21 protein-coding genes, 2 tRNA genes, 1 other RNA gene and 1 pseudogene are annotated in these 24,908 nt (G+C 37.4%); 15 read left to right on the forward strand and 10 right to left on the reverse strand.

The genetic code is table 11. The annotated features are described in order from the left end of the window. Positions 1–12 precede the first annotated feature (12 nt). Together lolB and AC1M9J_RS04520 are read right to left on the reverse strand one after the other, a co-directional pair. Positions 13–597, reverse strand: coding sequence for a lipoprotein insertase outer membrane protein LolB (gene lolB, locus AC1M9J_RS04515; protein ID WP_092766842.1), 585 nt, complete (start codon positions 595–597; stop codon positions 13–15). 6 nt (positions 598–603) lie between these two features. Further along, positions 604–2,316 carry a tetratricopeptide repeat protein gene (locus AC1M9J_RS04520; protein ID WP_481595844.1) on the reverse strand — a complete coding sequence of 571 codons (1,713 nt, stop codon included), beginning with the start codon at positions 2,314–2,316 and terminating at the stop codon, positions 604–606. 76 nt (positions 2,317–2,392) lie between these two features. Between AC1M9J_RS04520 and hemA the strand changes: the two genes are divergently transcribed. Continuing rightward, a complete protein-coding gene (gene hemA, locus AC1M9J_RS04525) occupies positions 2,393–3,676 on the forward strand; it encodes a glutamyl-tRNA reductase (protein WP_481951960.1) in 1,284 nt (427 codons plus the stop codon). Between the two features lie 23 nt (positions 3,677–3,699). On the opposite strand, the gene AC1M9J_RS04530 is transcribed toward hemA, so the two are convergent. Together AC1M9J_RS04530 and AC1M9J_RS04535 are read right to left on the reverse strand one after the other, a co-directional pair. Continuing rightward, positions 3,700–5,595 carry a DNA primase gene (locus AC1M9J_RS04530; RefSeq protein WP_481951961.1) on the reverse strand — a complete coding sequence of 632 codons (1,896 nt, stop codon included), beginning with the start codon at positions 5,593–5,595 and terminating at the stop codon, positions 3,700–3,702. A 129-nt stretch (positions 5,596–5,724) separates the two neighbouring features. Beyond that, complete coding sequence (locus tag AC1M9J_RS04535) at positions 5,725–6,741, reverse strand: outer membrane protein assembly factor BamD (RefSeq protein ID WP_481951962.1); 1,017 nt, start codon at positions 6,739–6,741, stop codon at positions 5,725–5,727. A gap of 71 nt (positions 6,742–6,812) precedes the next feature. Here AC1M9J_RS04535 and rluD point away from each other — a divergent pair, with 71 nt between their 5' ends. The 4 genes from rluD (at position 6,813) to AC1M9J_RS04555 (ending at position 11,809) form a co-directional block, all read left to right on the forward strand. After that, a complete protein-coding gene (rluD, locus tag AC1M9J_RS04540; protein ID WP_481951963.1) occupies positions 6,813–7,865 on the forward strand; it encodes a 23S rRNA pseudouridine(1911/1915/1917) synthase RluD in 1,053 nt (350 codons plus the stop codon). Positions 7,866–7,882: 17 nt separating this feature from the next. After that, positions 7,883–8,623 carry a peptidoglycan editing factor PgeF gene (gene pgeF, locus AC1M9J_RS04545; protein WP_481951964.1) on the forward strand — a complete coding sequence of 247 codons (741 nt, stop codon included), beginning with the start codon at positions 7,883–7,885 and terminating at the stop codon, positions 8,621–8,623. 333 nt (positions 8,624–8,956) lie between these two features. Beyond that, complete coding sequence (locus tag AC1M9J_RS04550; RefSeq protein ID WP_481609802.1) at positions 8,957–10,252, forward strand: hypothetical protein; 1,296 nt, start codon at positions 8,957–8,959, stop codon at positions 10,250–10,252. A gap of 237 nt (positions 10,253–10,489) precedes the next feature. Next, positions 10,490–11,809 (forward strand): hypothetical protein, encoded by a 1,320-nt coding sequence (locus tag AC1M9J_RS04555; RefSeq protein WP_481586481.1) that lies wholly within the window; start codon positions 10,490–10,492, stop codon positions 11,807–11,809. 29 nt (positions 11,810–11,838) lie between these two features. Here AC1M9J_RS04555 and smpB read toward each other — a convergent pair whose 3' ends face one another. Continuing rightward, on the reverse strand, positions 11,839–12,315 hold the full coding sequence (smpB, locus tag AC1M9J_RS04560; RefSeq protein WP_035269908.1) for an SsrA-binding protein SmpB: 477 nt from the start codon (positions 12,313–12,315) through the stop codon (positions 11,839–11,841). Positions 12,316–12,454: 139 nt separating this feature from the next. On the opposite strand from smpB, the gene coaD reads away from it, so the two are divergent. The 4 genes from coaD to AC1M9J_RS04580 all read left to right on the forward strand — a co-directional run bounded on the left by coaD (position 12,455) and on the right by AC1M9J_RS04580 (position 13,770). Continuing rightward, positions 12,455–12,946: a pantetheine-phosphate adenylyltransferase gene (gene coaD, locus AC1M9J_RS04565; protein WP_035269911.1), complete on the forward strand. Its 492-nt coding sequence runs from the start codon at positions 12,455–12,457 to the stop codon at positions 12,944–12,946. 1 nt (position 12,947) lies between these two features. Further along, entirely contained in the window at positions 12,948–13,211 is a 264-nt protein-coding gene (locus AC1M9J_RS04570) for a YfhL family 4Fe-4S dicluster ferredoxin (RefSeq protein WP_180027945.1), read from the forward strand. 28 nt (positions 13,212–13,239) lie between these two features. Further along, an RNA gene (rnpB, locus tag AC1M9J_RS04575) (RNase P RNA component class A) lies at positions 13,240–13,621 on the forward strand. Positions 13,622–13,693: 72 nt separating this feature from the next. Continuing rightward, positions 13,694–13,770, forward strand: a tRNA-Met gene (locus tag AC1M9J_RS04580). A gap of 57 nt (positions 13,771–13,827) precedes the next feature. Here AC1M9J_RS04580 and AC1M9J_RS04585 read toward each other — a convergent pair. Beyond that, positions 13,828–14,136, reverse strand: coding sequence for a hypothetical protein (locus AC1M9J_RS04585; RefSeq protein WP_481951965.1), 309 nt, complete (start codon positions 14,134–14,136; stop codon positions 13,828–13,830). A gap of 256 nt (positions 14,137–14,392) precedes the next feature. Here AC1M9J_RS04585 and AC1M9J_RS04590 point away from each other — a divergent pair. Next, positions 14,393–14,469: transfer RNA gene (locus AC1M9J_RS04590), tRNA-Met, on the forward strand. A gap of 35 nt (positions 14,470–14,504) precedes the next feature. Here AC1M9J_RS04590 and AC1M9J_RS04595 read toward each other — a convergent pair. From AC1M9J_RS04595 to AC1M9J_RS04605, 3 genes are all read right to left on the reverse strand, one after another. Next, entirely contained in the window at positions 14,505–15,524 is a 1,020-nt protein-coding gene (locus tag AC1M9J_RS04595; protein ID WP_481612956.1) for a hypothetical protein, read from the reverse strand. Continuing rightward, positions 15,517–17,142, reverse strand: coding sequence for an NAD+ synthase (locus tag AC1M9J_RS04600; protein WP_481588917.1), 1,626 nt, complete (start codon positions 17,140–17,142; stop codon positions 15,517–15,519). Before AC1M9J_RS04600 ends, AC1M9J_RS04595 begins: the two co-directional genes overlap by 8 nt. A gap of 341 nt (positions 17,143–17,483) precedes the next feature. Then, entirely contained in the window at positions 17,484–17,972 is a 489-nt protein-coding gene (locus AC1M9J_RS04605; RefSeq protein ID WP_481951966.1) for a hypothetical protein, read from the reverse strand. Between the two features lie 282 nt (positions 17,973–18,254). On the opposite strand from AC1M9J_RS04605, the pseudogene AC1M9J_RS04610 reads away from it, so the two are divergent. The 3 genes and pseudogenes from AC1M9J_RS04610 (at position 18,255) to AC1M9J_RS04620 (ending at position 21,663) form a co-directional block, all read left to right on the forward strand. Continuing rightward, positions 18,255–19,209: pseudogene (locus tag AC1M9J_RS04610) on the forward strand (metal-dependent hydrolase). Between the two features lie 15 nt (positions 19,210–19,224). Then, a complete protein-coding gene (locus AC1M9J_RS04615) occupies positions 19,225–20,070 on the forward strand; it encodes an SDR family NAD(P)-dependent oxidoreductase (protein WP_035269936.1) in 846 nt (281 codons plus the stop codon). 15 nt (positions 20,071–20,085) lie between these two features. Next, on the forward strand, positions 20,086–21,663 hold the full coding sequence (locus AC1M9J_RS04620; protein WP_481951967.1) for a flavin-containing monooxygenase: 1,578 nt from the start codon (positions 20,086–20,088) through the stop codon (positions 21,661–21,663). 157 nt (positions 21,664–21,820) lie between these two features. Here AC1M9J_RS04620 and gltA read toward each other — a convergent pair whose 3' ends face one another. Further along, complete coding sequence (gene gltA / locus AC1M9J_RS04625; RefSeq protein ID WP_035269948.1) at positions 21,821–23,095, reverse strand: citrate synthase; 1,275 nt, start codon at positions 23,093–23,095, stop codon at positions 21,821–21,823. A 1,041-nt stretch (positions 23,096–24,136) separates the two neighbouring features. On the opposite strand from gltA, the gene sdhC reads away from it, so the two are divergent. After that, positions 24,137–24,535 (forward strand): succinate dehydrogenase, cytochrome b556 subunit, encoded by a 399-nt coding sequence (sdhC, locus tag AC1M9J_RS04630; RefSeq protein ID WP_179997761.1) that lies wholly within the window; start codon positions 24,137–24,139, stop codon positions 24,533–24,535. Then, positions 24,535–24,900, forward strand: coding sequence for a succinate dehydrogenase, hydrophobic membrane anchor protein (gene sdhD, locus AC1M9J_RS04635; protein ID WP_035268511.1), 366 nt, complete (start codon positions 24,535–24,537; stop codon positions 24,898–24,900). The genes sdhC and sdhD overlap by 1 nt, the downstream gene beginning before the upstream one ends. Positions 24,901–24,908 lie beyond the last annotated feature (8 nt).

A 24,908-nucleotide genomic window follows, 5' to 3' on the forward strand; every position in this document is an offset into this window, starting at 1 on the left:
AAATAATCAAACTTAACGATTTTGAATTACCATTGTAATACGATTTTCAGTTCCATCTTCAAGTTGTTGCTTTAAAATCAAACGGTTTGGTTGTGTAGATTGACCGTTGTAAGATAATTGAATATGCCAACCTTGTTCTTTAATTTCACTGATTCGCATCGATTCGTCTTTTTGAATTTCAGCTTCTTCAGTCGCTTGCTTAGCTTGTACCCAATCGACTAAATAAGTAATTGGTGCTTCCCAACCTGTTGCACGAAACAATAACTCTTCAGGTGAGTTGGCTGTAATTTCACCAGTTTTGGCACTGTTCAGTGTCACTTGACCAGGTTGACCTGAGATTTGAGTTTTACCGACTCCAAGAATTCCGCTTAACTCGATATCAAACTGTTCATCTTGCTGTTGCCAAGTAAAAAAAGCACTGCCTGATTGCTTGGGGGTCTTGACGCCAATTTTACCCTGAAGATTAAATTGATTTGATTGTTCAAGGTTTTGCGTTGTTGGCGGTGATGGTTGAGTTTGAATTGCTTGACAGCCAGTTAACCCAAGAAGTGCACTACTTGTGGCAATCAGCAATAATGATTTTAAATTTAAGATCATACAGTATTAACTCTTTTTGATATTTTGTGGCAACAATAAACTATCGAGTTGATCCAATTGAGGATGATTTGGATGATTTTTATGGAGTTGATGTAACACTTGGCTAAATTCTTCCAGTGAACCCAGCATATAAAGCGATTTAGCATATCGAATGCCGATATTTGGACTTTGGCTGAGTTGATATGCTTTCGCAAGTACACGGGTGGAAGTGTCAAAATCGTTTTGAAGAAAGCAGATATAGCCTAAGGTATCTAAGATAGATGCTTGTTCTGGGGCATTGTCTAAAGCTTGTTCGGCATATTGTCTCGCCTCATCTAAACGACGATTTTGCAACGCCAGAGTATATGCATACGCATTCAGATATGTTGGACTATTGGGTTCGATCGTGAGTAATTTTTTAAGCAATTCATCTAATTGATCGCGGTCCGTAAATGGATCAAGTAATAAGACTTGAGAATATAAAATTTCAGGGTCATCAGTTAAATTTTTAGCCGCTTCTTTGAGTAAGCCCAAGGCAGCTTTGTTATTGCCCATTTTTTTGAGTATTTCAGCTTGTGCTTGATATAAGAAACTCGCATGTTGGGGGTAATTCACCCGTTCCTGAGTCAGAAAGCGCAGCGCATCACTTAAGCGATTTTGTTTGTCATAGATTGAAATTAGATTTCGTCTAGAAACCATATATAAATTACCATCTACAAGTCGATAATAAGCTTTAGCTGTTTCAAAATGTTGTTTTCGTTCAGCATTTAATGCCAAATAAAAATAAGCATCATTTTGATACTGTCCAGATGCACGTAGTTCGACCAAATACTGTTCAGCAAGCTCATATTCTTTGAGATCAATTGATGTTAGACCAGCGATAAAAAGAGCTTCTTCCGAATCAGGCCATTTTTTTATGATGCGTTTTAATTTGCTTAACGCCTGTTCATTTTTATTTAGTTTAATTAAGTAGCGGATTTCAGCCAGACTGAGCTCTAAATTATTACGATTTTTACGAGCACTTTTTTCAAACCATTTTAGCGTCTCTTCTTCGTCGCCTAAAGCCATGAGTAAGTTTGCTTTCAGTAAGATAAACCCTGTTGATTTGGGGCGTTTTTTTAATGCTTTATTTAAAGTAATTAAGGCATTTTCGATTTCATTATTTTGTGCTTGTAAACTCGCAATCAAAACGAGAATTGAAGGATTGTTACGCGTTTTACTATTACGCAAAGTGTTTAATAAATATGCTCGATCCTCAGGGGATTCCGGAGAAATTCCTTCAAGAATTTGTTCTAAATCTGATTCAGGATCTAAATTTAAAATATCATCGAGCACATCAGCAGCAAGTTCATATTCGTGTGACTTTAATGCGATATGCGCAAGATAGAATTTTGCAGGTACATCTTTGGGTTCTTGCACGACCCAATGGGTTGCAATATCTAAAGCGGCTTGTAAGTCGTTTTGTTCGAGTGCGACGTTAAGTGCACGTTGTTTTAAAGCTGTTGAACTGGTTTGGATTGCAAGTACGGTATAGTTGTGTAAAGCAGTCGGTGTGTCATGTGCAGCTAAAGCAAATTCTGCAACCATAGCCTGTTGTAAAACTTTATGATTTAAATTGGCATGGTAAAATTCTCCAGATGCTCTAATATGAGCACTGTAAGTCATGCTACTCACTAACAAGAGTGTGGTAGAATACTGTCGAATTGTCATGCCGGTTGTGCGGCTCATTGTTTGACGCAATTTTTTTATCCAAGTACTGCTTTTTATGACACCGTTATTGCACAATAGCATAAATTTAGCCAATTGATGATCTGATATGTCTTTCTTTGCATTGGGTGTCAACCATCAAACAGCCTCAGTTGAATTACGAGAGCAAGTTGCTTTTAACCCTGAAAAGTTAAAACTATTGTTGGCTGAACAAAGTCACCATGACCAGCTGAACGATATGGTTGTGGTGTCAACCTGTAATCGTACTGAAGTCTACGCCATCGCTGATAATGCGGAGATGGTATTAGATTGGCTCGCTCAAAAAAATGGCATTGATGTAAAACAATTACAAAATCATATTTACCGTTATGAAAATACAGATGCTGTGACACATTTGATGCGTGTTGCATCAGGATTAGATTCACTCATGCTTGGAGAGCCTCAGATTATGGGGCAAGTGAAGTCTGCACTTAATTTAGCAAAAGAGTCTGAAGTTGTTTCACAAAATTTAAATCGTATTTTTGAATATGCATTTTATGCTGCTAAGAAAGTGCGTTCAGAAACAGCGGTCGGTAGTCATGCTGTATCCATGGGGTATGCGGTAGCACAGTTAGCACTACAAGTTTTTAGTAAGCCTGAACAATTAACCGTTATGGTGGTTGCAGCAGGTGAAATGAATAGCTTGGTTGCAAAGCACTTAGCTGAAATGGGCGTTGCTAAAATTTTAATTTGTAACCGTGGTCAGGAACGGGCGGAACTTTTAGCGCAAGAAATATCACATCGTGTTGCGGTAGAAATTATTCCTTTTGTTGATTTAGCTCAAAATTTACATCGCGCTGATGTGATTTCAAGTTGTACAGGAAGTTTACATCAGGTCATTTCCTATCAAGATGTTAAGTCAGCACTCAAAAAACGTCGTTACCGTCAAATGTTGATGGTGGATTTGGCTGTTCCTCGCGATATTGAATCTAAGGTTGAAAGTTTGGATGGTGTTTACCTTTATGGGGTGGACGATCTTCAAGGTGTTATTGATGAAAACTTAGCGCAGCGACGCCAAGCCGCTGTTGAAGCTGAAGTGATGGTCAATCAACTAGCAACACAATTGGTGACTCAGCAGAAAGTTTCACAAGCTGGAGCGACAATTAGTGAGTATCGTGCTCATGGAGATAAAGTTAAAGCATTTGAATTAGACCATGCATTAGATCGTTTAGCCTCTGGCGATGATGCAGCCATTGTCATGCAGGAAATGGCGCATCGTTTGACGCAAAAGCTATTACATCCTACATCCATCTTACTCAGAGAAGTCGCTAAAGATGAAAATCCTGATGTCTATGAAACGATTAAAGAACATTTAGAAGATATTTTTAGTGCTCAGCGAAAACTAAAAAAATAAAAGCGGTCACTGACCGCTTTTATTTATTCATGTAGTAAGCGTAGTCCAATTTTTTTGGTTAGCTCATTCAGTTGTTGTCTTAAGTTTTTAGACTCATTTAATGATTTTGCTGCTTTAAATTTGATTCTCAGATATTTTTCTTGGAGTGAAAGTGAGTATTCTGAGGCAAGTTTATCAGCCATTTCAGGGGCTTCAGTGAGTGTTTGAATATTGGTACGTTTTAAAATCTCAGAGAGTTGATGATGAAATGGGCTACATGCACCCAAAATATAATAACTCGCCAACTCTTGGTCATCTGGCAGATCATCAAAAACGACATTAAAAATTTTTAATACTTTTGCAAGCAATTCATCTTCAGGAATCACTGCACGTAATACTTCAAAATGAATATAAAGAAAAGGATGGTACATTAACATTGCCACTGCGAAATCTTCATCTCGTGTGCGAATATTAAATGATAATGAAGCGTCAAGACTCACTTGAGGCTGCCACTTTTTATTGAATCCTAATTTCTCTTTGAAATATTGACGAATCAAATAGCGATATGAACCTTGCTTAGGCATCAGATTGGTGAGTTGATTTAACTCAGCCATGACCTGACTTTTACCTTCAGGTGTATTGATTTGATATTGTTGACTGAGAAGAGAAAAAGCAAACTCTGATAAGAGTGGTGATTGTTGCCAAAGTCGATTGAAAGTTTCAACACCGTCCTTACGAACTAATGAGTCAGGATCATGCTCCGCAGGTAGAATAAAAAATTTCAGTTCACGACCATCATTTAAGAGGGGAAGTGCAATTTCTAAAGTGCGTCGAGCTGCTTTTTGACCAGCCGAATCACCATCAAAAGCAATAGTTAACTGATTGTTTTGTTTAAATAATAGATTCAAATGATCAGCATTGCTCGCCGTCCCCAAGGTGGCAACTGCGCCAGGAATGCCAGCTTGCTGTAATGCGATGACATCCATGTAACCTTCAACCATTAACCAATGATTGGCTTTGAGCTTACGACCTTCATATAAGCCATAGAGTAGTTGGTTTTTATGGAAAACTTCAGAGTCAGGCGAGTTGATATATTTGGGTTTGATCTCGTCATTCAATGCTCGTCCACCAAATCCGACAACGCGACCTTTTGCATCACGTATAGGAAAAATGACACGTTCTCGTAGTAGATCAAAATCACGACCAGAATCACTGGTTCTGATCAAACCGAGTAGTTTTAATCCTTCAATATCTTGCGGAAATGCTTTTTCAAGATGTTGCCAATCTTCTGGCGCATAACCTAATCGCCAATACTTAATCGTGGTATCACTTAGTCCGCGTCGCTGAAAATACTGTTGCGCAATTTGGCTATTTGGAAGTTGTTTTTCATAAAATAAAGCAACATTTTCAAGAAGATCGTATAAATTACCTTCAGGTGCGACCTCAACTGAATTCAAGTCATCTGAATTAAATTGATACTCATCGAATTCATAGTTTTGAAATGCTTCAAAAGGATCTACATCAAAAGCTGAAGCAGGCGGAGAAATGATTTCTCCTGCATCTGCTTCAATGGGTGCCTGCGGTTGCTTTTCTGGGTTAGGTTTAATAGGTTCTCTCTTGTATGAGAGTTTTTTATTATCTTGATTGTCTTTAGGTAATTCGATACCGGTTTGGCTTGCCAGGTCTTTAATCACCTCGATGAAATTGCGATTATCAATATCCATCATAAAGCGAATAGCATTTCCATTGGCTTGGCAACCGAAACAGTGGAAATATTGCTTATCACGGTAGACGTGAAAAGAAGGTGTTTTCTCTTGATGAAAAGGACAACAGCCTGAATAGGTACGACCTGACTTTTTTAATTTCACACGTTGGCCAATAAGATCGACGATGTCAGTTCGATCTAAAATTTGATCAATCGTATGTTGTGGAATTGCCATAATTAAAAAGCCATAAGAATGAGGAATAAAGTGATTGAATTAAGTCTATCCTAAACACTTAAGACGATAAATAAAGCCATGCAATAAAAAAGGTGGGTAATCCCACCTTTTTTGATTCGTAAGAATGGATTATTGACGCTGTGGGTCGTACATACTTTCATTTGCTGGCGCACTTTCCACATTGTGATCTTTATTACCAAGCAAGCCAAAGCTTAAGCGATTCAATAAACCGGGTTGTGTATTGGTGTTGTCAGATTGCTCTGCTGATACTTCAGCCGTTGTTTGACTGCGTGCTTCACGACCTAAAATACCCAAGGTTGCACGATTTAACCAACTTCCATCTTTACGTGCTGCGCGTAAATCGACCTCATCATTAGACTTCACAAGATGAGGGTAGTTTAGCTTTAGCACTTCAACGTATTGTTGAGATGTTGCCTTGTCACCGAGTTTATCGTATCCGTAAGCAATCGTTGCAAGCGCTTCTGGTACTTGAGGTGTTTGAGGGAAATGTTCCACAACCCATTGTCCACGCTCAACTGCTGCAAGCCAAGCTTTACGCTTTAAGTTAAAGCGAGCCGCATTCATTTCACTTTCAGCAAGTTCTTGACCAATAAATTTCATGCGCTGAGCAGCATCTACAGCATACTGACTACTTGGGAAACGACGAATGAAATCAACAAAATTTTGATATGCAACTTTTAAATAGCTGACATCACGATGAGCCTGTTGGAGTGATGTATAGCGGATGAGACCATCATAGTTTTGCTCCATATTCGCCACACCACGAACATAGTAAGCATAATCAACATTAGGATGTTGAGGATTTAAACGAATAAAACGGTCTGCTAGCGCAATAACAGCTTCATAGTCTTTTTGTTGAAAACGAGCATATAAAAGATCGAGTTGAGCTTGTTGAGTATATTGACCTGTAGGGTAATAAGTTTCAATTGCTTCTAATGATTGTGCTGCATCGCTATATTGACCACGATCTAATGCTTTTTGTGCTTTATCGAAATAAGATTGTTCGGTTGATTTAGGTCCAGTATCCACAACATCCTTCTTGGGATTACTGCTACAGCCCACAAATGTTGCTGCTAAGCCTAGCGATAAAGCAAGCATTGTAACTTTATAACGTGGTAGCGACATAAAAATTCCTCTGTTTATACGGGCAATAGGCTACAATTGCACTATTAAACCACTTTTGTCCGAATGAGCAAATGACTTCAGCACAAACTTCTAATTCTAATTTCCCAGAAATCGACATCAATTTACTTGAAGATTCTGAGGATGCAGATAACCATACTTCAGCCCCAACTGCAACACGTTTATCGTTGCAATTTCAAGTGGATGAGAGTTCTCTTGGTCAGCGAATAGATCAAGTTGCAGCACTCGTTTGGAACGAATTTTCGCGTGAAAAATTGAAACAATGGTTAAAGGATGGTCATTTGTTGGTAAATGGTCAAGTTGTGAAACCAAAATATAAAAGTGAAGGGAATGAGCTACTCACGCTTAATGTAGAGCTTGAAGCCCAAGTCACCAGCCAACCTGAAAATATTCCCTTAGATATTATTTATGAAGATGATGATATCTTAGTCATTAACAAGCCAGTGGGGATGGTTGTACATCCTGGTGCAGGAAACCCGAATGGTACTATGGTTAATGCTCTTTTATATCATTTTCCAAAATCAGCAGAATTATCTCGAGCTGGTCTAGTACACCGTATCGATAAAGATACCAGTGGTCTCTTGGTTGTAGCTAAAAATTTAGAAGCTCAATTTTCCTTAAGTAAACAGTTAGCGAAAAAATCAGTTTATCGAATTTATGATTTAATTTGTTATGGCAATATTATTGCAGGCGGTAAAATTGATGAGCCGATTAAACGTCATCCTGTAGATCGTGTAAAAATGGCGATCTTACCAGGTGGTCGTGATGCCGTGACTCACTATAATGTGAAAGAAAGATTCCAAAATTTCACACGTGTTCAAGCACAATTAGAAACTGGACGTACTCATCAGATTCGTGTGCATTTCACTTATATTGGTTTCCCTTTGGTCGGTGATCCAGTGTATGTCAGTCGTGTCAAAGTACCTGCTGGTGCTTCGGAAAAACTTGCTACTCATTTACGAGAGTTTAGACGTCAAGCGCTTCATGCATCAAAATTGGGGTTAATACATCCACGGACAGGTGAAGAAATGATGTTTGAAGCACCATGGCCTGAAGATTTCACAGCATTACTTGAGACTCTTCGTACGGAAAATAAGGCTTACTAAATTAAAGGAAAGTTTACATGCAAATTGTGCAAGGTTTGCCCAAAGGTGTCGTGGTAGGACAAACAGAATTGAGTCACCCTCACGCACTGAAAACACCACAGACTGATTTAGAAGGTTTTAACTTGGCGTTGCATGTAAATGATCAACCAGAACGTGTTCATCGGCATAGAATGAGCTTGTTAAATGACTTTTCAGTCTATGGGGTGAATCGATTAACTTGGATGAACCAAACGCACAGTACAATCTGTCACGTTGTAAATGATGACATGAGCTTACACGCCCTAAATGGCGATGGTTTAGTGACACAGCAAAAACAACATGCATTAATGATGATGACGGCAGATTGTTTGCCAGTGGTTCTCGGTAACAAAGATGGTACTGAAGTCGCTAATTTGCATGCAGGTTGGCGAGGATTGGCAAATGGCATTATTGAAAATACAGTCAATGCCATGAGCACTCAACCCTCTTGGGCGTGGTTAGGTGCGGCAATTAGTCAGCCATGCTTTGAAGTGGGTGAGGAAGTAATGCACACATTCTGCGATAGGATTCCAGAATTAAGTTCAGCATTTCAAAAGGGAGATCTAGAGGGTAAGTATTACGCAGATCTGTATGCGATTGCTCGCCATATATTGAAAAGTTTAGGGGTGGAACAGGTTCTTGGAGGTGAGCGATGTAGCTACACGGAGGATCAAACATATTATTCTCATCGCCGTAATTCAAAAACCGGCCGCATGGCGACATTTGTCTTCATGGAGTGAAAAGAATTTATTTAGTTTCAATCAGATCGTCTGGGTATTTAAATGATGACTTTCTTAAAGCTCATCATCTTTACTTATGTTTGAGATTTTATTTAATCACTTCGATCTGTTGTTTATTTAAATGAAAGATTTAAATAAAAATACATTAATTTACAAGTTGCTAAGTTGATATAAGTGATTCATTACTAGACCATTTTTTTTGAAATATGAATTATTTAAATACAAAAAATGTTAGATCAATCACAATTTGATAGTAAAAATTTATATAATAGTGAATATTACATTGTCTTTTTGTTAGACAAGACATAAAAATAAAAAATTGTGGAGACAATGATGATCTTAATAGGATTCGCGAAATCAAGAAATTTTTGTATTCCTGTCATCTATGGATTGACTTCAATAACATTAGCGTATGCTGCTCCAATGCAAGAACTGACTGACGCTGAACTTTCACATGTTGAAGGTAAAGCACTCATGAGCTTAAGCTATATTTCACCTGCAGATTCCGTCAATAAGAATTCTGGTCAAAATATTGGATTTTATAAAATGGGAATGGAAGCCCAATTAGATTTAAATGCTAACATCAAAAGATTGCAACTTGGATGCGGTGGAGTAAATGGTGCAAACGGTTGTGATATTGATATCGATAACTTAAGTTTGTCAGGGGTTGCAGAAACTCGTGAAGGACGAGTCCAATCAAGTGCCCAACTAACCAATCCATTTTTAGAGTTTGCTATAAAAAACCCAGATTCAGCTTCCACACGTGAAATGGTTGGTGTTCGTTTAAGTGCAGAAAAAGTACTAGGATTATTAACGCTTGGTAGTGAGAACTCTGAAAAACCAAATGGTATCAATAGTTTAAGTGGCTATCTGAAGATTAAGGACGCTGTTGGAACTGCGACAACAGCAGCTCGTTCTGGTGTAAATTTTAACAATCTTGGGGAATTAGTTTACGGAAAAGCAAAGAGTACAACAGGTTTCGTAAGTGCAGACTTTACGTCTAATGATTATGCTTTAAATTTAGCTGAGGGAAGCGGCTCTTTAAAAATTAATGGCCAAACTATTAGTGGTAACAGAATGTCAAATGTTTATTTAACAGGTGTTGCTCGAATAGATAACATTGCATTGTCAGGGAAAATTTCTGCAAGTGCTAAACTCTGGGGGCTTGTGCCTATACCACTATCTGGTGACATTACGGGTAATGTTTCAAACCTAAATGTAGATGTTAAAGTTTCAGAGAACCTTGGATATATTCACCGCTTACCTTTGAGTAATCCATTTTCTCTATCGATGCAAAAACAAGATATACATTGGACTGGAGCGAGTGTTGCTGCTCAGACAGGTTGGTGGCTTTCAATCGAGGACCCAATTGATATAGGTAATGTTACTCCGAGTCAAAAAGTGGTTGTGACAGATGCAGTGATTAAACAAGTTGTACCGCTAATTAGTAATTATTTACAGGCTAATCCAATCGAATGTGGTTTTTTAGCAACAAGTTGTTTAGCAGGTAATTTTAGATTAGGTGAGGTTCCATTAACAAATTCAATAGTGAATATGGATTTGGTAAACTTACAGTTAAAAAATCAATCCTTTGCCCCAAACTGTTATGGAAGTTTAAAATTCTGCTAAATAATAGATATACTTGAGTTTTAAGTTTGCATTTCATCGGATAAATGATTATTTACATCACGCTTTAATGTTGTGTAATGTGATGTAAGTCTCTAAAAAATATTCAATTTTGTTATAATTTCTATATTTCAACCCATTTAGCAAGTTTTTGTGCCTCTTTATTTTTTTCAGTAATTTATAGATAGTAATGCTGTTGCTTATGGATTAAGCCTGAATAAAAATAATACGGAGACTCTAATGTTGAAGAGTTTACTTGTTTCTATCAAATTGATTTTATCAACATCTTGCTTAGTGTTGATTCCTTTGTCTGCAACTGCTAATAACATTCAGAATGATTTAAAAATGATGACTGATGAAGAGTTATCTGCGACAAACGGTCAAGCTTTATTAAGTATGAGTTATATTGATCCCAATGACGGGGCAAACAATATGCGAGGTAAAGGCGTTGGCTTTTATAAGCTTGGAATGGAAGCAGATATAGAACTCAATGCAAATATTAAGCATTTACAACTTGGCTGTGGTGGTATTAATGGAGCAGGTGGATGTGATATTGATATCGAAAATCTGAGTTTGAGTGGTATGTCAGACACTAGAGAGGGTCGTGCGGGTTCTTCAGCCAAGCTAACCAATCCATTTTTAGAGTTTGCGGTAAAAAATCCAACATCTGCATCAACTCGAGAAGTTGTGGGTTTGCGTCTCAGTGCTGAAAAAGTATTAGGTTTACTGACGCTTGGTGATGAAAACTCTGATAAACCGAATGGTATTAACTCACTCAGTGGTTATTTAAAAATTAATCCCACTCAGGGTATGGGCTATACTAATGCTCGAAGTATGACCTATGCCGATACTGGTCAAACTATCGATGGAAAAGTGAATGCAAGAATTTGTTTGATTTGTATTATTGCACCTACTTTGACACTCGATTTTAAATCGAATAATTACAATTTAGCATTACAAGAAACGACTGCACCAATTCAAATTAATGGAACTACGGTCTCTGGTACTCGAATGAGTTCTGCACAATTGACAGGTGTTGCCAATATCAATCAATTGAATTTTGGTGGTAATCTCACGGCTAATATCCAAGTGCTAGGGGTGGGATTACTGAATTTGCAAAAAGAGGTCAGTGGTAACATTACAGGTTTAAAAGCCAACATTACGGTAGATCAAAACTTAGGTTTAATTCATAAAATCCCTGTAAACAATCCATTCTCACTCTCTGTTCAAAACAGTGAAATCTGGTGGCCAAATGCTGACGTTGCTGCACAGCAGGGTTGGTGGATGGCATTTAATGATTCGATCAATATTGGGGATGTAACACCTGAGAAGCGTATCGATATTACGAATGATGTGTTAAAACAAGTGGTTGGACCAATCAGTGATTATATCAGTCGAAATCCTCCATCTTGTAATGCACTTGATTGTCTGTTTGGTGACAAACTTGGTGTTGGGAATGTTCATTTGCCGAATACCAATGTAAATTTTCCATTAAAAGATTTACAACTTAAAAATCAAACCTTTGCTCCAAACTGTTATGGAAATTTAAGGTTTTGTTAATAAAAAAACCGCTCAAATGAGCGGTTTTTTTATTTATGAAAAATTCTTGCTTTATCACGCTGCCAATCGCGGTCTTTTTCAGTGGCACGTTTATCGTGTAATTGTTTACCTTTAACAAGTGCAATTTCGAGTTTGACTAAACGACCTTTCCAATAGCACGCCAAAGGTACACATGTGTAACCTTTTTGATTGATCGCTCCTTGGAGTTTCTCGAGTTCGCGACGTGAAAGAAGTAGCTTACGAGTACGTGTTGCTTCGGGAACGATATGAGTTGAAGCAGAAAGAAGAGGTTGAATTTGAGCACCAAATAAATAAGCTTCATTATTTTTGAAAATAATATAGCTTTCCGTGATACTCATGCGTCCAGCACGAAGAGATTTTACTTCCCAACCTTGTAACGCTAAACCAGCTTCAAATTTTTCTTCAATAAAATAATCGTGACGTGCACGTTTGTTAAGCGCAATAGTGCCACTATTATTTTTTTTTACTACAATCGATTTCGACATAATACAAATATTCCAAGATTAGACCTATTTTGCCTCAAACTTGGCTTGAGGTGAAGTCATTTCACTGTCAACAAGTGTGCGTGTGAATTGAGTTTTTGTTAAACTATGCGCCTACATAATAATCTTAGAGTATAAATGGATGTCTAAAACTCGTGTCATCTATCCGGGAACATTCGATCCTATTACTAATGGTCATATTGATCTTGTATCTCGTGCTGCAAAAATGTTTGATGAAGTTGTAGTTGCGATTGCAATTGGTCATCACAAAAATCCAGTGTTTAGTTTAGATGAGCGAGTTGCGCTTGCAAAATCATCGTTAAGCCATTTAGACAATGTAGAGTTTGTTGGTTTTGACGGTTTATTGGTGAATTTTTTTCAAGAGCAAAAGGCAACAGCTGTACTCAGAGGTTTAAGAGCAGTGTCTGACTTTGAATATGAGTTTCAACTTGCAAATATGAATCGTCAATTAGATTCAAATTTTGAAGCTGTATTTTTAACGCCGTCAGAGCAATACTCGTTTATTTCATCCACATTAGTTCGTGAAATTGCACGTTTGAAAGGTGATGTGACGAAATTTGTGCCAAAAGCAGTTGTTGAGGCATTTGAACGTAAGCATCAGCAAGGTTGGTAGAGTGTCTTTAATTATTACGGATGAGTGCATCAATTGTGACGTTTGTGAGCCTGTATGCCCAAATGAAGCGATTTATATGGGTGAACTGATCTATGAAATTGATCCGAATCTATGTACTGAATGTATTGGTCATTATGACCAACCCCAGTGTTCATTATTCTGCCCGGTAGACTGTATTCCTAAAGATCCTAATCATGTGGAATCTGAGGATGAATTGCTGGAAAAGTATAAAAAACTAATTGCTCAAAAAAGCACGAGCAATTGATCTCAAAGTTTGTTAAGATGCGCCACTTGAAGTGAGCCAGACGATCGCTGCTGTGAAGGTCTTCGTGACTAAAGCAGGGGAGGAAAGTCCGGGCTTCATAGGGCAAGGTGCCAGGTAACGCCTGGGAGGCGTAAGCCTACGGAAAGTGCAGCAGAGAGTAGACCGCCATTTTGCAACTGAACTTCGGTTTAGCCTAGAATATGGTAAGGGTGAAAGGGTGCGGTAAGAGCGCACCGCATGACTGGTAACAGTTCATGGCATGGTAAACCCCACCTGAAGCAAGACCAAATAGGAATCCTTAAGGTATGGCCCATACTGGATTCGGGTAGGTCGCTTGAGCATATGAGTGATTGTATGCCTAGAGGAATGATCGTTCTAGACAGAACCCGGCTTATCGGCTCACTTCAACAAATTTTGATCAAACAGTGCCGATATTACTTGACGGATACATCAATCAAGTAGATAATGCGCCCACAGTTTACGGCTATGTAGCTCAGTTGGTTAGAGCACCGCACTCATAATGCGGGGGTCACAGGTTCAAGTCCCGTCATAGCCACCATTTTTATAGACCACACTCACTAGTGTGGTCTTTTTTTATGTGTGAAATCTTGAGTTTTCATTGGCACTGAATAAGCTGAGAATCTAGCTTAATTTTTGGAAACTCTTGTTCAAATTGTGCTAAAACGGCTGTCTGATTTACATTTGAAAACACAATATTTTGCAAGCTTTCAATTTTTTGCTCAGACAAATAAAGCTGTGCACAATGAAGAGCAACCGCATTCTCTTTACTCACGGCAAGTTTATGATCTTCAGGAATGACATCAATATGCACGAGCTTTTGTTGAGCACGGCTTAATTGAATTAGAGTTCGTTTTTGTTGCATGGTTATAAAGTTTTGAGCATTGATCCATTGAGCGACATCCATGCGTACACCGTGATAATTCACAAATATGGGGTGAGTCGTTTGGCATCCGCTCACAAGGCTTAAACAGCATATGAGAATAAAATATTGAGGATTGAGCATGATTTTGATGTTATTGAAACCTTACTATTACAATAAAATCATATAATTATGGATTAATTTTGTTCAAATAAGGTTTATTTGTATAAAGGGTGATCATTAGTGCTTTCGTATGCTTGACGATACAACGATAACTTAAGATAATGCTCACACAGTTTACGGCTATGTAGCTCAGTTGGTTAGAGCACCGCACTCATAATGCGGGGGTCACAGGTTCAAGTCCCGTCATAGCCACCATTTTTATAGACCATGCTCACCGCATGGTCTTTTTTTTATTTCTCAAAATGTCCTGAGATAAGATCAAGTGTAGATTGTGCTTGATAAAAAGGCTGAATCAAACTTTGAATTAATTGTTCTAGAATGCCAAAATCATTTAACATGGTGATAAGTTGAGGTGCAAAACGATGGGCTTCGATCACTAAATCTTCTTGAGTTAGTCCAACAGCCGTGAGTAAAGCTTGTAAACTGTAATCACCAAAATATTCATAGAACTCATCAACCACTTCTAAAATGATGGACTGAATCTCAGAGGATTGGCGTAAATTTCTCCAGGTTTCATAGACCAAAATAAAAAAATCTTCGACATCAATGGCTTCAATCTGCTCAAGCTGAGCTGAAATTTTTTGAAATTGGAGATCTGACCAAATATGTTGAATGATTTCATAAAGTTCATTTTGAGGCAGTGTGATAATTTCGCCTAATTGAACCAATATTGCATTTGCAAGTTGGGATTCTAGTTTTAACTCTAATGTGTGTTGCTGATCTTGGAGAAAATTAAAAATCTTTGATTTGACCGTATGATTTTGAACTTTATTTTTTCGAAGCCTATCCAGCCAAGGTGTATATTTTTCTAAAATTTGATTTGCTAATTGAAGACTTACTGCATATGCCTTCTCATTACTTAAAATTTGTTGTTTTAAACCATAACGTACTTGATCTAATTCAAGAATTTTATTTAGCCATAGCCCAAAATCATGGTCTGAAATTAAATCTCCGATTAAAGCATTTGAATTCTTTAAATGAAGGTAAATACGTTGTGCAACAGCGCCAATAAACTCTAGTAAATCAGGTCCAAGATTTAACTCAAAAGTATATTTCGAAACAACAGCATGAAGTTGTTCAATATTTACAATATCTTTTAATTTGATTCGATTAAACTGAGCATAAGCTTGTGAAACAAACGTGTCTAATACCGCATTTGATTCAGCATTTAATAAATGTTGTTGGGTAAACCGAATTTGCTCAAGCATAAGTGCTTGAGCAAATTGATTGAGTTGTGTCGAGTTAGACACCTGCTTTCCATCCATTTACGATTGGATAGCGGCGTTCGCGGCTAAATGCACGAGAGGATATACGTGGACCAATTGCACCCTGACGGCGCTTATATTCGTTGCGATCAACCAATCCAATGACTTTAGTCACGATATCTCGATCAAAACCTTTAGAGATAATATCTTCAAGACTCTGATCTTCTTCAATATATGCATATAAAATTGCATCAAGAACATCGTAAGGTGGTAATGAGTCTTGATCTTTTTGATCAGGTCGTAATTCAGCAGAAGGTGGGCGAGTAATCACACGTTCAGGGATTACAGGCGTATCTTCCAAACTATTACGGTATTTCGCTAACTCAAATACAATCGTTTTATAAACATCTTTAAGTACAGCAAAACCACCGACCATATCACCGTACAGTGTGCAGTAACCAACAGATAATTCAGATTTGTTACCTGTAGATAAAACAAGATTACCAAATTTATTAGACAGACCCATTAATAAGGTGCCGCGTGCGCGAGCTTGTAAATTTTCCTCAGTTGCATCAGCAGGAGAATTGCCGAAGAATGGGTGTAATGTCTGCATAAAGCTGTTGACGATTGGGTGAATTTCCGCAATACCAAAAGTGACTCCCATACGTTTTGCCTGCTCAGTCGCGTCTTCAACACTGATTTGAGAGGTATATGTGTAAGGCATCATAACAGCTTGAACTTTATCTGCTCCAATAGCATCGACAGCGATTGCAAGGGTGAGTGCTGAGTCGATACCACCAGAGAGACCAAGAATGACACCAGGGAAACCTGAGCGTTGTACATAATCTCGTGTTGCCAAAACCAAAGCTTGGTAAATTTCTGCAATCGTATCTAATGCAGGTGCTTTGGTAGCGGCTTTAAAAGATTTAAGCTCTGCTTCATATTCAACATGAAAAAGGTCTTCTTTAAAGCTTGGTGCTTCAAGTACAACTTCACCATTTGCATTCACAACGAAACTTGTTCCGTCGAAAATGAGATCATCTTGCCCGCCTACTTGGTTGACATAAACAAGATTGAGATTCAATTGTTTAGCTAACTCTTTAAGCGTAACAACACGGTGTTGAGGCTTTCCAACTTCGTATGGTGAGGCATTTAACACAAGAACAGTTTCAACATTCAGTTTGGCAAGTTGTTGAACACTCTCAAGTGTCCAGACATCTTCGCAAATTAATACACCGAATTTATGTCCTAAATACTCAAATACAAGGTGTTGATGACCCTCAGCGAAATATCTCTTTTCATCAAAAACACTATAATTTGGTAAATTTTGCTTGTTATAAATACCTAATACTTGCCCATCTTTCATAACGGCTGCAGAGTTATAGCGTGCACCCGAATCAGCTTGATTAACAAAACCAAATACCATCACAATGTCTTTCACTTCAGCCAGTTTTTCGAAAGCTGATGCTGTACGTTTGCTTAGGCTTGGACGAAGTAGGAGATCCTCTGCAGGATAACCAATGGTCGAAAGTTCAGGAAACACAATGATATTGGCATTTTGCTGTTTGGCTTCGTTAGCGAGTCCAATCATTCGATGAACATTGGCTTCTAAATTGCCGACAAATGGAGAGAATTGAGCAAGAGAAACTTTAAAACTATTCATTTAAACCAAGTCCTATCCTATAGGTTTATATACAGCACGTGCTGATTTTATTGGAGTAATTATTCAGCTGTGTGTATGTGATATTACATAACTGCCAAATGGCTCAAATTTACATCATTAAAACATGATAAAAGATCTTATTTCTTGCACAGCAAAAACTACGATTCATATGTATTCTATCTAAAATAAAAGTAGATACTAGCTTTTGCCATTGTTTGTACATAAAAAATTAAATCGTAATGGATTTGCGACACAGTAAATCAGATGTCAAAGCTGATATGGTGTTTCTGATTCACAAATCAATAGCTTGAATAAAAAATATTCTTTTAATTTTACAGTTTTTATTGATTCAAAATAATATTCGGAATCTTTTTCAAAAATATATCTCTAGCTATTTCGCCTTGTTGTTCAATGTTGTATTCATTGAAATTTTTTTTAGGGTCAAATTTATAGGCATAAGGATTATACTTTTTGAAGGAAATAAAATACGCACTTTGCAGAAAAGCGCCTTTGAGCAAAACATTTTGTCCTTGTTGGTGTTGTAAAATATGAGTCATCTCGTGAATGAAAATTCCTTGATAGATTTTATTTTCTTTCGAATAGTCAGTTTTGAAATGTTTGTTGCGAATATGCAAATAGCCCTTTGGCGCCATAAATACCGCTGAGGGTTGCCACGGTAGAAACGGATGATTCATGATTTTCACCCTGTTATGATCTATAAGATCACCAAAGACACTTTGGCTTAACGTGATTTCACCTTGGGTGAGTGATCTACATCTAAAAGCGTCAAATTTTATCCATTTTAAAATAAGTGGCATCCACAACATCATACTTATTTCTTAATCTACTTAAAGTTTATGTGACACTCAAAATATCACTAATTTGAATCATTACTTGTTAAAAATGGTGTTGACCTTTAATGATAATGAAATGGTATTTACTGATTAAAACTTAATAATTTTGTTAGACAATCTTGATGAATGAGCAATTATGCCATCTCTAAAGATTTATTATGCAAATGGCTATTTCGTCTTTTTATCTTAATTTTTTAGAAACGTCGAAGAATTCACATTATTTGAATTTATTCACTGAGATAAAAGAGAAGGTTCGCCATGTTATTAACTCAGCCACTAAAAAAAAATTTCAAAATTTCTAAACGGTTCTAAATTTGATTCTGAGAATCAATCAAAAGCTATTCCAATTCGTCATATGAAATTTGATTTTGATCATCAAAAGATTGATCCAAAATTTTATTTGAATGCGGAATTAGCAAGTGCTTACTTTGCCTCACTTTCAATTTTTTTAACCTATGGTGAGGATCTCGTTATTGATACAGCACGTTATCATCGTGACTTTATTCAAGATCCATTACTCAAGCAAAGAGTGACAGCACTGATTGGGCAAGAAGCTTTACATTCTAAACTTCATGAAGAATTAAATGACGCTTTTTTAAAGGCAGATTTGCCTGTCAAATTGTTTAGATTTCTGGCGCATCACGTTTTTGAATATGGTTTTAATCGGTTGCCTCAGCCAATGAAATTATCGCTTATGGCTGGGATTGAGCATTTTACCGCAGTGCTTGCTGAATACATGATGAATCATGAGCATATTTTCTTCGAATCTCAAGATGAGAAACAACGCGCAATTTGGATGTGGCATATGCTTGAGGAATCAGAGCATAAAGATATTGCATATGATGTGTTCCAACTTCTTTCGAGTAACTATGCTTTAAGAATAGCAGGCTTTTTCCCAGCGCTTATTACGATTTTAGTGCTGATTTCTGCTGCATCCTTAATTGTGCCATTTTATCGTAAGCCATCAAATCTAATCAGTTTAAGTTACTACAAAGATATGTACCGAAGTGTAGGTTTGATTTTTGGTCTAAAAGATGGGGTTTATGGCAGTTCGATCAAACATATTTTCGAATATCTCAAACCAGACTTCCATCCGAATGATCATGATACATCAGCGTTTTTAGAGTACTACAAAGAACGTTTATTAAATCCAGTGGATGGTATTTTAACACCATACTTTACGAAGGAATTCATGCCTGCTTTAAAGGTATAAGAATAAGGATAGTTCATGCTTTTTTTTAAGAAGAAAATTAAACCGAGCCATCAGGCTTATGCTGTGGTAACGGGTGCTGGAAGTGGTATTGGACGCAGTTTTGCATTGGAAATTGCAAAACGTGGTGGTCAAGTGGTGTGTGCTGATATTAATTTAGCTGCAGCTGAAGAAACTGTTCAGCTGATTTCTCAGACCACAGGGCAAAAAGCATTTGCTGAATCCTGCGATGTGGGAAAAAAGGAAGATGTTGAGCGATTGGCGAATCAAGCAGAAAACCTTTTTAATCATCCTGTGACACTTGTTATTAATAATGCTGGCGTGGGGTTAGGTGGTAAGTTTGATGAGATAACACTAGAAGATTGGCAATGGTGTATGCATGTCAACTTATGGGGCGTGATTCATGGTTGCCACTTTTTTGTACCGAAGTTTAAACAACAAGGTTATGGGGCAATTATTAATGTTGCTTCAGCAGCAGGATTTACAGCTGCACCTGAAATGACAGCTTATAACGTGACGAAATCTAGTGTACTTGCATTATCTGAAACGTTATCTGCAGAACTACATCAAGATAATATCCGTGTGAATGTGCTTTGCCCAACTTTAGTACCTACTAATATTATGAAGAATGGGCGATTACCTTCCAATTACTCGGGTTTAGCGGATGATTTATTGCAGAATCATGCATTTGTCACAAGCGATCAAGTTGCACAAAAAACCTTAAACAATTTAGATAAAGGCATTCTTTATACGATTCCACAACCAGACGCGAAATTATTTTGGTTGATGAAGCGTGCTTCACCGACCTTATATACCAAAATGTTAGGTGTGGGTTATCCATGGTTTAAGCGTTTTGTAAAATAATAGAGAGATAAAAGAATGACACTCGATAACGAATTAGAGAGCAATGCAGATTTAAAAATTCAAACTGCTGATCAATCTGAAAAAGCAGAAGTAAAAGTAAAGAAAAAAAATAACGCAGATAAAGAACTTAAAGTCGATCAATCACAAAAGGTGTATGACACGATTGTTGTTGGTGCAGGTATTTCCGGTATCGCTGCGGCATATAAAATGAATCAGGCAGGATATCGCGACTACATTGTGCTGGAAAAAGCGAACCGAGTTGGTGGTACATGGCGCGATAATAATTATCCAGGATGTGGATGTGATGTTCCTTCAGCCTTATATTCTTTTTCCTTTTCGCCAAGTCACAAATGGAGTCATTTGTTTGCCAAGCAGCCAGAAATCTTAAGTTATCTTGAGGAAGTGGTTGAGAAGCATCAACTGACTGAAAAAATCCAATTTAATCATGAATTAAAAACAGCACGTTGGGATAACGAGAAGGCGCAGTGGTCGTTAGAAACTTCTCAAGGAAAGTATCTAGCAAAAACGGTAATCTTTACAACGGGACCGATTACTGAGCCATCATTTCCAAAAATTAAGGGCATAGAAAGTTTCAAGGGGGAAATGTTTCACTCTGCAAGATGGAATCATGAGTACGATCTGAAAGGTAAACGTATTGCTGTTATTGGTACAGGTGCTTCAGCGATTCAATTTATTCCTCAGGTTCAGCCATTAGCGAAAGAACTCTTTGTGTTTCAGCGTACAGCACCTTGGGTGTTGCCAAAAGCTGATATGAATTTGAATGATCAAGCGAAATCACTGATCCAGAAATTTCCCGTTATTCAATCCACTTGGCGGAGCAGTATTGCCCAAATTTTAAATGGCATTAACTTTGGTTTGCGTAATCCGAAAGTGCTGAAGCCTGTGAATTTCTTAAGCAAACAATTATTGAAGTTGCAAATTCAAGATGATGAATTAAGAAAAAAAGTCACACCAAATTTTGATATTGGCTGTAAACGTCTTTTATTTGCCAACAATTATTATCCAGCATTGCAACAAGATAATGTGAAACTAATCAATGAGGGGTTGGTTGAGATTGATGGGAATACGGTCGTTGCGGCCAATGGTGAGCGTCATGAAGTAGATGTCATCATTTGGGGTACGGGTTTTGAGGTATCGCATCCGCCAATTGGTAAACGCATTTACGATATGGATGGGAAGCTCTTAGCAGATCGCTGGAAAAATAGTTCACCAGAAGCTTATTTAGGTGCAAGTATTACCAATGTACCAAATGCATTTTTGGTTCTAGGACCAAATATTCTGGTTTATGACTCATTTATTGGTATTGCTGAAGCTCAATTAGATTATATTCTTGATGGCCTACTAAAGATCAAAAAGCAAAATATTAACAAGCTTGTGATTAAAGACGACGTTGTTAAGCGACATAATCAATTGGTTCAAAAGCATCTTAAAACCACTGTATTTAATGCAGGGGGCTGTAAGAGTTACTATTTGGATGAAAATGGTCGTAACTTTGCAGCATGGCCATGGTCTCTTGCAAAATTAAAACAGCAGTTAAGCTCATTAAATTTGGATCATTATTCACAACACTGATCAAAAAAGCCTGATTTAATCAGGCTTTTTTTTGTTTGTAGATATTCTAGATATACGAGGTTTCTATTTCATTAGGGCTGAAAACAATATTTTGTTGTTAATCAGATAATAAAAAACCACCCAAAGGGTGGTTTTTTGACTGTCGACGCAGTTCGAATTAACGAACGATATCGCGTTGAACTTCGCCAGTGTAAAGTTGACGAGGACGTCCAATCTTGTATGGGCCGCTGTGCATTTCTAACCAGTGGCTGATCCAACCAACAGTACGTGCAAGTGCGAAGATTACAGTGAACATTTCTGTTGGGATACCAATCGCTTTAAGGATGATACCTGAATAGAAGTCAACGTTTGGATAAAGGTTACGCTTGATGAAGTATTCATCAGAAAGTGCGATACGCTCCAATTCCATTGCTAAAGCTAACTGTGGATCATTGATACCTAAAGCACCAAGAACTTCATCACAAGTTTCTTTCATTACTTTAGCACGTGGATCGAAGTTTTTATAAACACGGTGACCGAAGCCCATAAGTTTAACTTCTTTAGTCTTCACTTTTTCCATGAAGCCAGCAACGTTTTCTACAGAGCCGATTTCATCAAGCATCTTAAGAACAGCTTCGTTTGCACCACCGTGAGCAGGGCCCCAAAGTGCAGAGATACCAGCAGCGATACATGCATACGGATTAGCACCAGTAGAACCAGCTAAACGTACTGTTGACGTAGAAGCATTTTGTTCATGGTCAGCATGAAGCGTGAAGATACGATCCATTGCTTTTGCAAGAATAGGGTTAACTTTGTAATCACGATCTGCTGGAGTAGCAAACATCATGTACAAGAAGTTTTCTGCATAGCTTAAGTCATTACGTGGGTAAACGAATGGTTGACCAACAGTATACTTGTAGCTCCACGCAGCAAGGGTAGGAATTTTAGCAATCAAACGGATCGCAGTAATTTCACGGTGATCAACATTTTCGATATCAAGGTTGTTGTGATAGAACGCTGATAACGCACCAACAACACCAACCATAATCGCCATAGGGTGTGCATCACGGCGGAAACCGTTATAGAAGCGGCTAACTTGATCGTGAACCATAGTGTGGTTACGAACTTTAGCGTCAAACTCTTCTTTTTGCTCAGCTGTAGGAAGCTCACCATTTAATAATAAGTAGCAAGTTTCTAAATAATCAGCTTTAGTAGCTAGTTGGTCGATTGGATAACCACGGTGTAATAGAACACCTTTATTACCATCGATAAATGTGATTTTAGACTCGCAAGACGCTGTAGCCATAAAACCAGGATCAAAAGTGAAGTGACCTGCGGCCAATACATCTTTAACGTCGATTACATCTGGGCCCAATGTGCCGCTGTAAATTGGTAATTCAATTTCTTTGCCATCAAGCTGTAATACGGCTTTTTTGCCAGTTGCTTCAGACATTCAATAGATCTCCTGTCCTGGTGAATGTTTTATCTAACCCGAAATAATCTGTTGTAATCCGTGAGTTAGACGGTTTCAAAATTTGCTCTAAGCTTAGTGAGTAGTCAAAAATTGTCAATTATACTTATGGATAAAAATGACGACCTAAAGTGACTGGTTCTAAACTCAGTTAATCAGTAGGAATTTATCTGCTTTTCACTAGCGCCGCCGTATAATAAGACAATTTCAACGGTAGTGGCATAAAAAAAAAGACAAAAACGTGCATATTTTGATGATTTAAACCAAGTAATGCTTGATTATTAATACCTTTTATCAATATGTTAAAGGTTGTGAAAAGCGATTGTTTATAGAATTTGTCTGTTTTTTTAAGATGATAGACTGAATAAATAGACCAATAATGACAATGAAATATTTTTTTTCACTTTATTTACTAATTGATTAAAAAGTGTCTAATTTATAATGTTTCATTACATTTTAAGTGGTGAGCTCAACATTAGAAAATGAAGTTTATTTTGTAATTAATTTATAAGTGCATATGATTTTTATCCTTTTTTACATTTGAAATTACTCAATTCAATTAGATAAAAAAACAATGACCATGTGAGCAATATTCATTTTTCTAATTAGTTTTAAAAGTACAAATTATTTGAGAATTAATTTTCTTTAAGTTTTTGAAAAATAAGATGAATATTATATTTCTTAAAAAAATATTTTTTTGTAGTGAGTTGTGCTTTAGTCTAATTAAGACAAATCGAACATTTGAGTTCAGTAACACTAAATTAAAATAAATTGATATAAATATTAATAGCTTAGTGTTTGTATTTAAATAGAGAGATGACTTAACTGTAAGAAAGTAGATGTAAATGATTCTTATTTAAAAATATTTTATGGTTGACGCCTGCTTCGTAGGTTTGTAATTTGAAATTGCACGTTTTATAATTCCGTGTCGTATAAAGGTTTAGACAATTTATTTGTCTAACAAATGCCAGCTTTCCTTCGAATTAATTCCAACAAACTCCGGATGGAGTTTTTAACTACAGGATGCCCGCTGTGAAAAGCAACAGACCTGTCAATTTGTCCATGGGTCAAGTTTTAGACGTAAACTTAAAATCCCCTGTGGCTATTGCATCTATTTTACACCGTCTTTCAGGTGTCATCGTATTTTTACTCGTACCAGTTCTTTTATGGATCTTAGACAAATCATTGTCTTCTCCTGAGGGCTTTGCACAAGTTCAAGCTATTTTTGATAGCTTTATCGTGCGCTTCATCGTATGGGTATTTGTCGCTGGCTTAATCTACCACTTCATCGCAGGTATCAAGCATTTGCTTGCTGATATGGGTATCGCTGAAGAGTTACAAAGTGGTCGTGTAGCAGCAACAATCGCATTAATTTTATCTGCAATTGGTATCGTTGCATCATTTGTATGGATCGTACTCTAATGAAAAGTGCTACTGGTTTAACGGGTTCAGGTTCTCGCGATTGGTTTATCCAGCGTGTAAGTGCTGTAGTTTTAGCTGTTTATACTGTTGTGGTGTTTGGTTGGATCCTTTGTAATGGTGGTTTCAACTTCGAACAGTGGTACGGCTTTATGATGACATTACCGATGAAGATTTTATCTTTATTGGCAGTCTTATCTCTTGTTGCACACGCATGGATTGGTATGTGGCAAGTATTCACTGACTATGTGACGACTCGTCAAATGGGTCCATCAGCATCAGGTTTACGCCTAGTACTGACTTCAGCAGTCATTATTGCTGTATTTGCATATGCGATCTGGGCAATCCAGATTTTTTGGGCGAATTGATAGGAAAC

The organism is Acinetobacter sp. ANC_7588 (assembly GCF_056783995.1).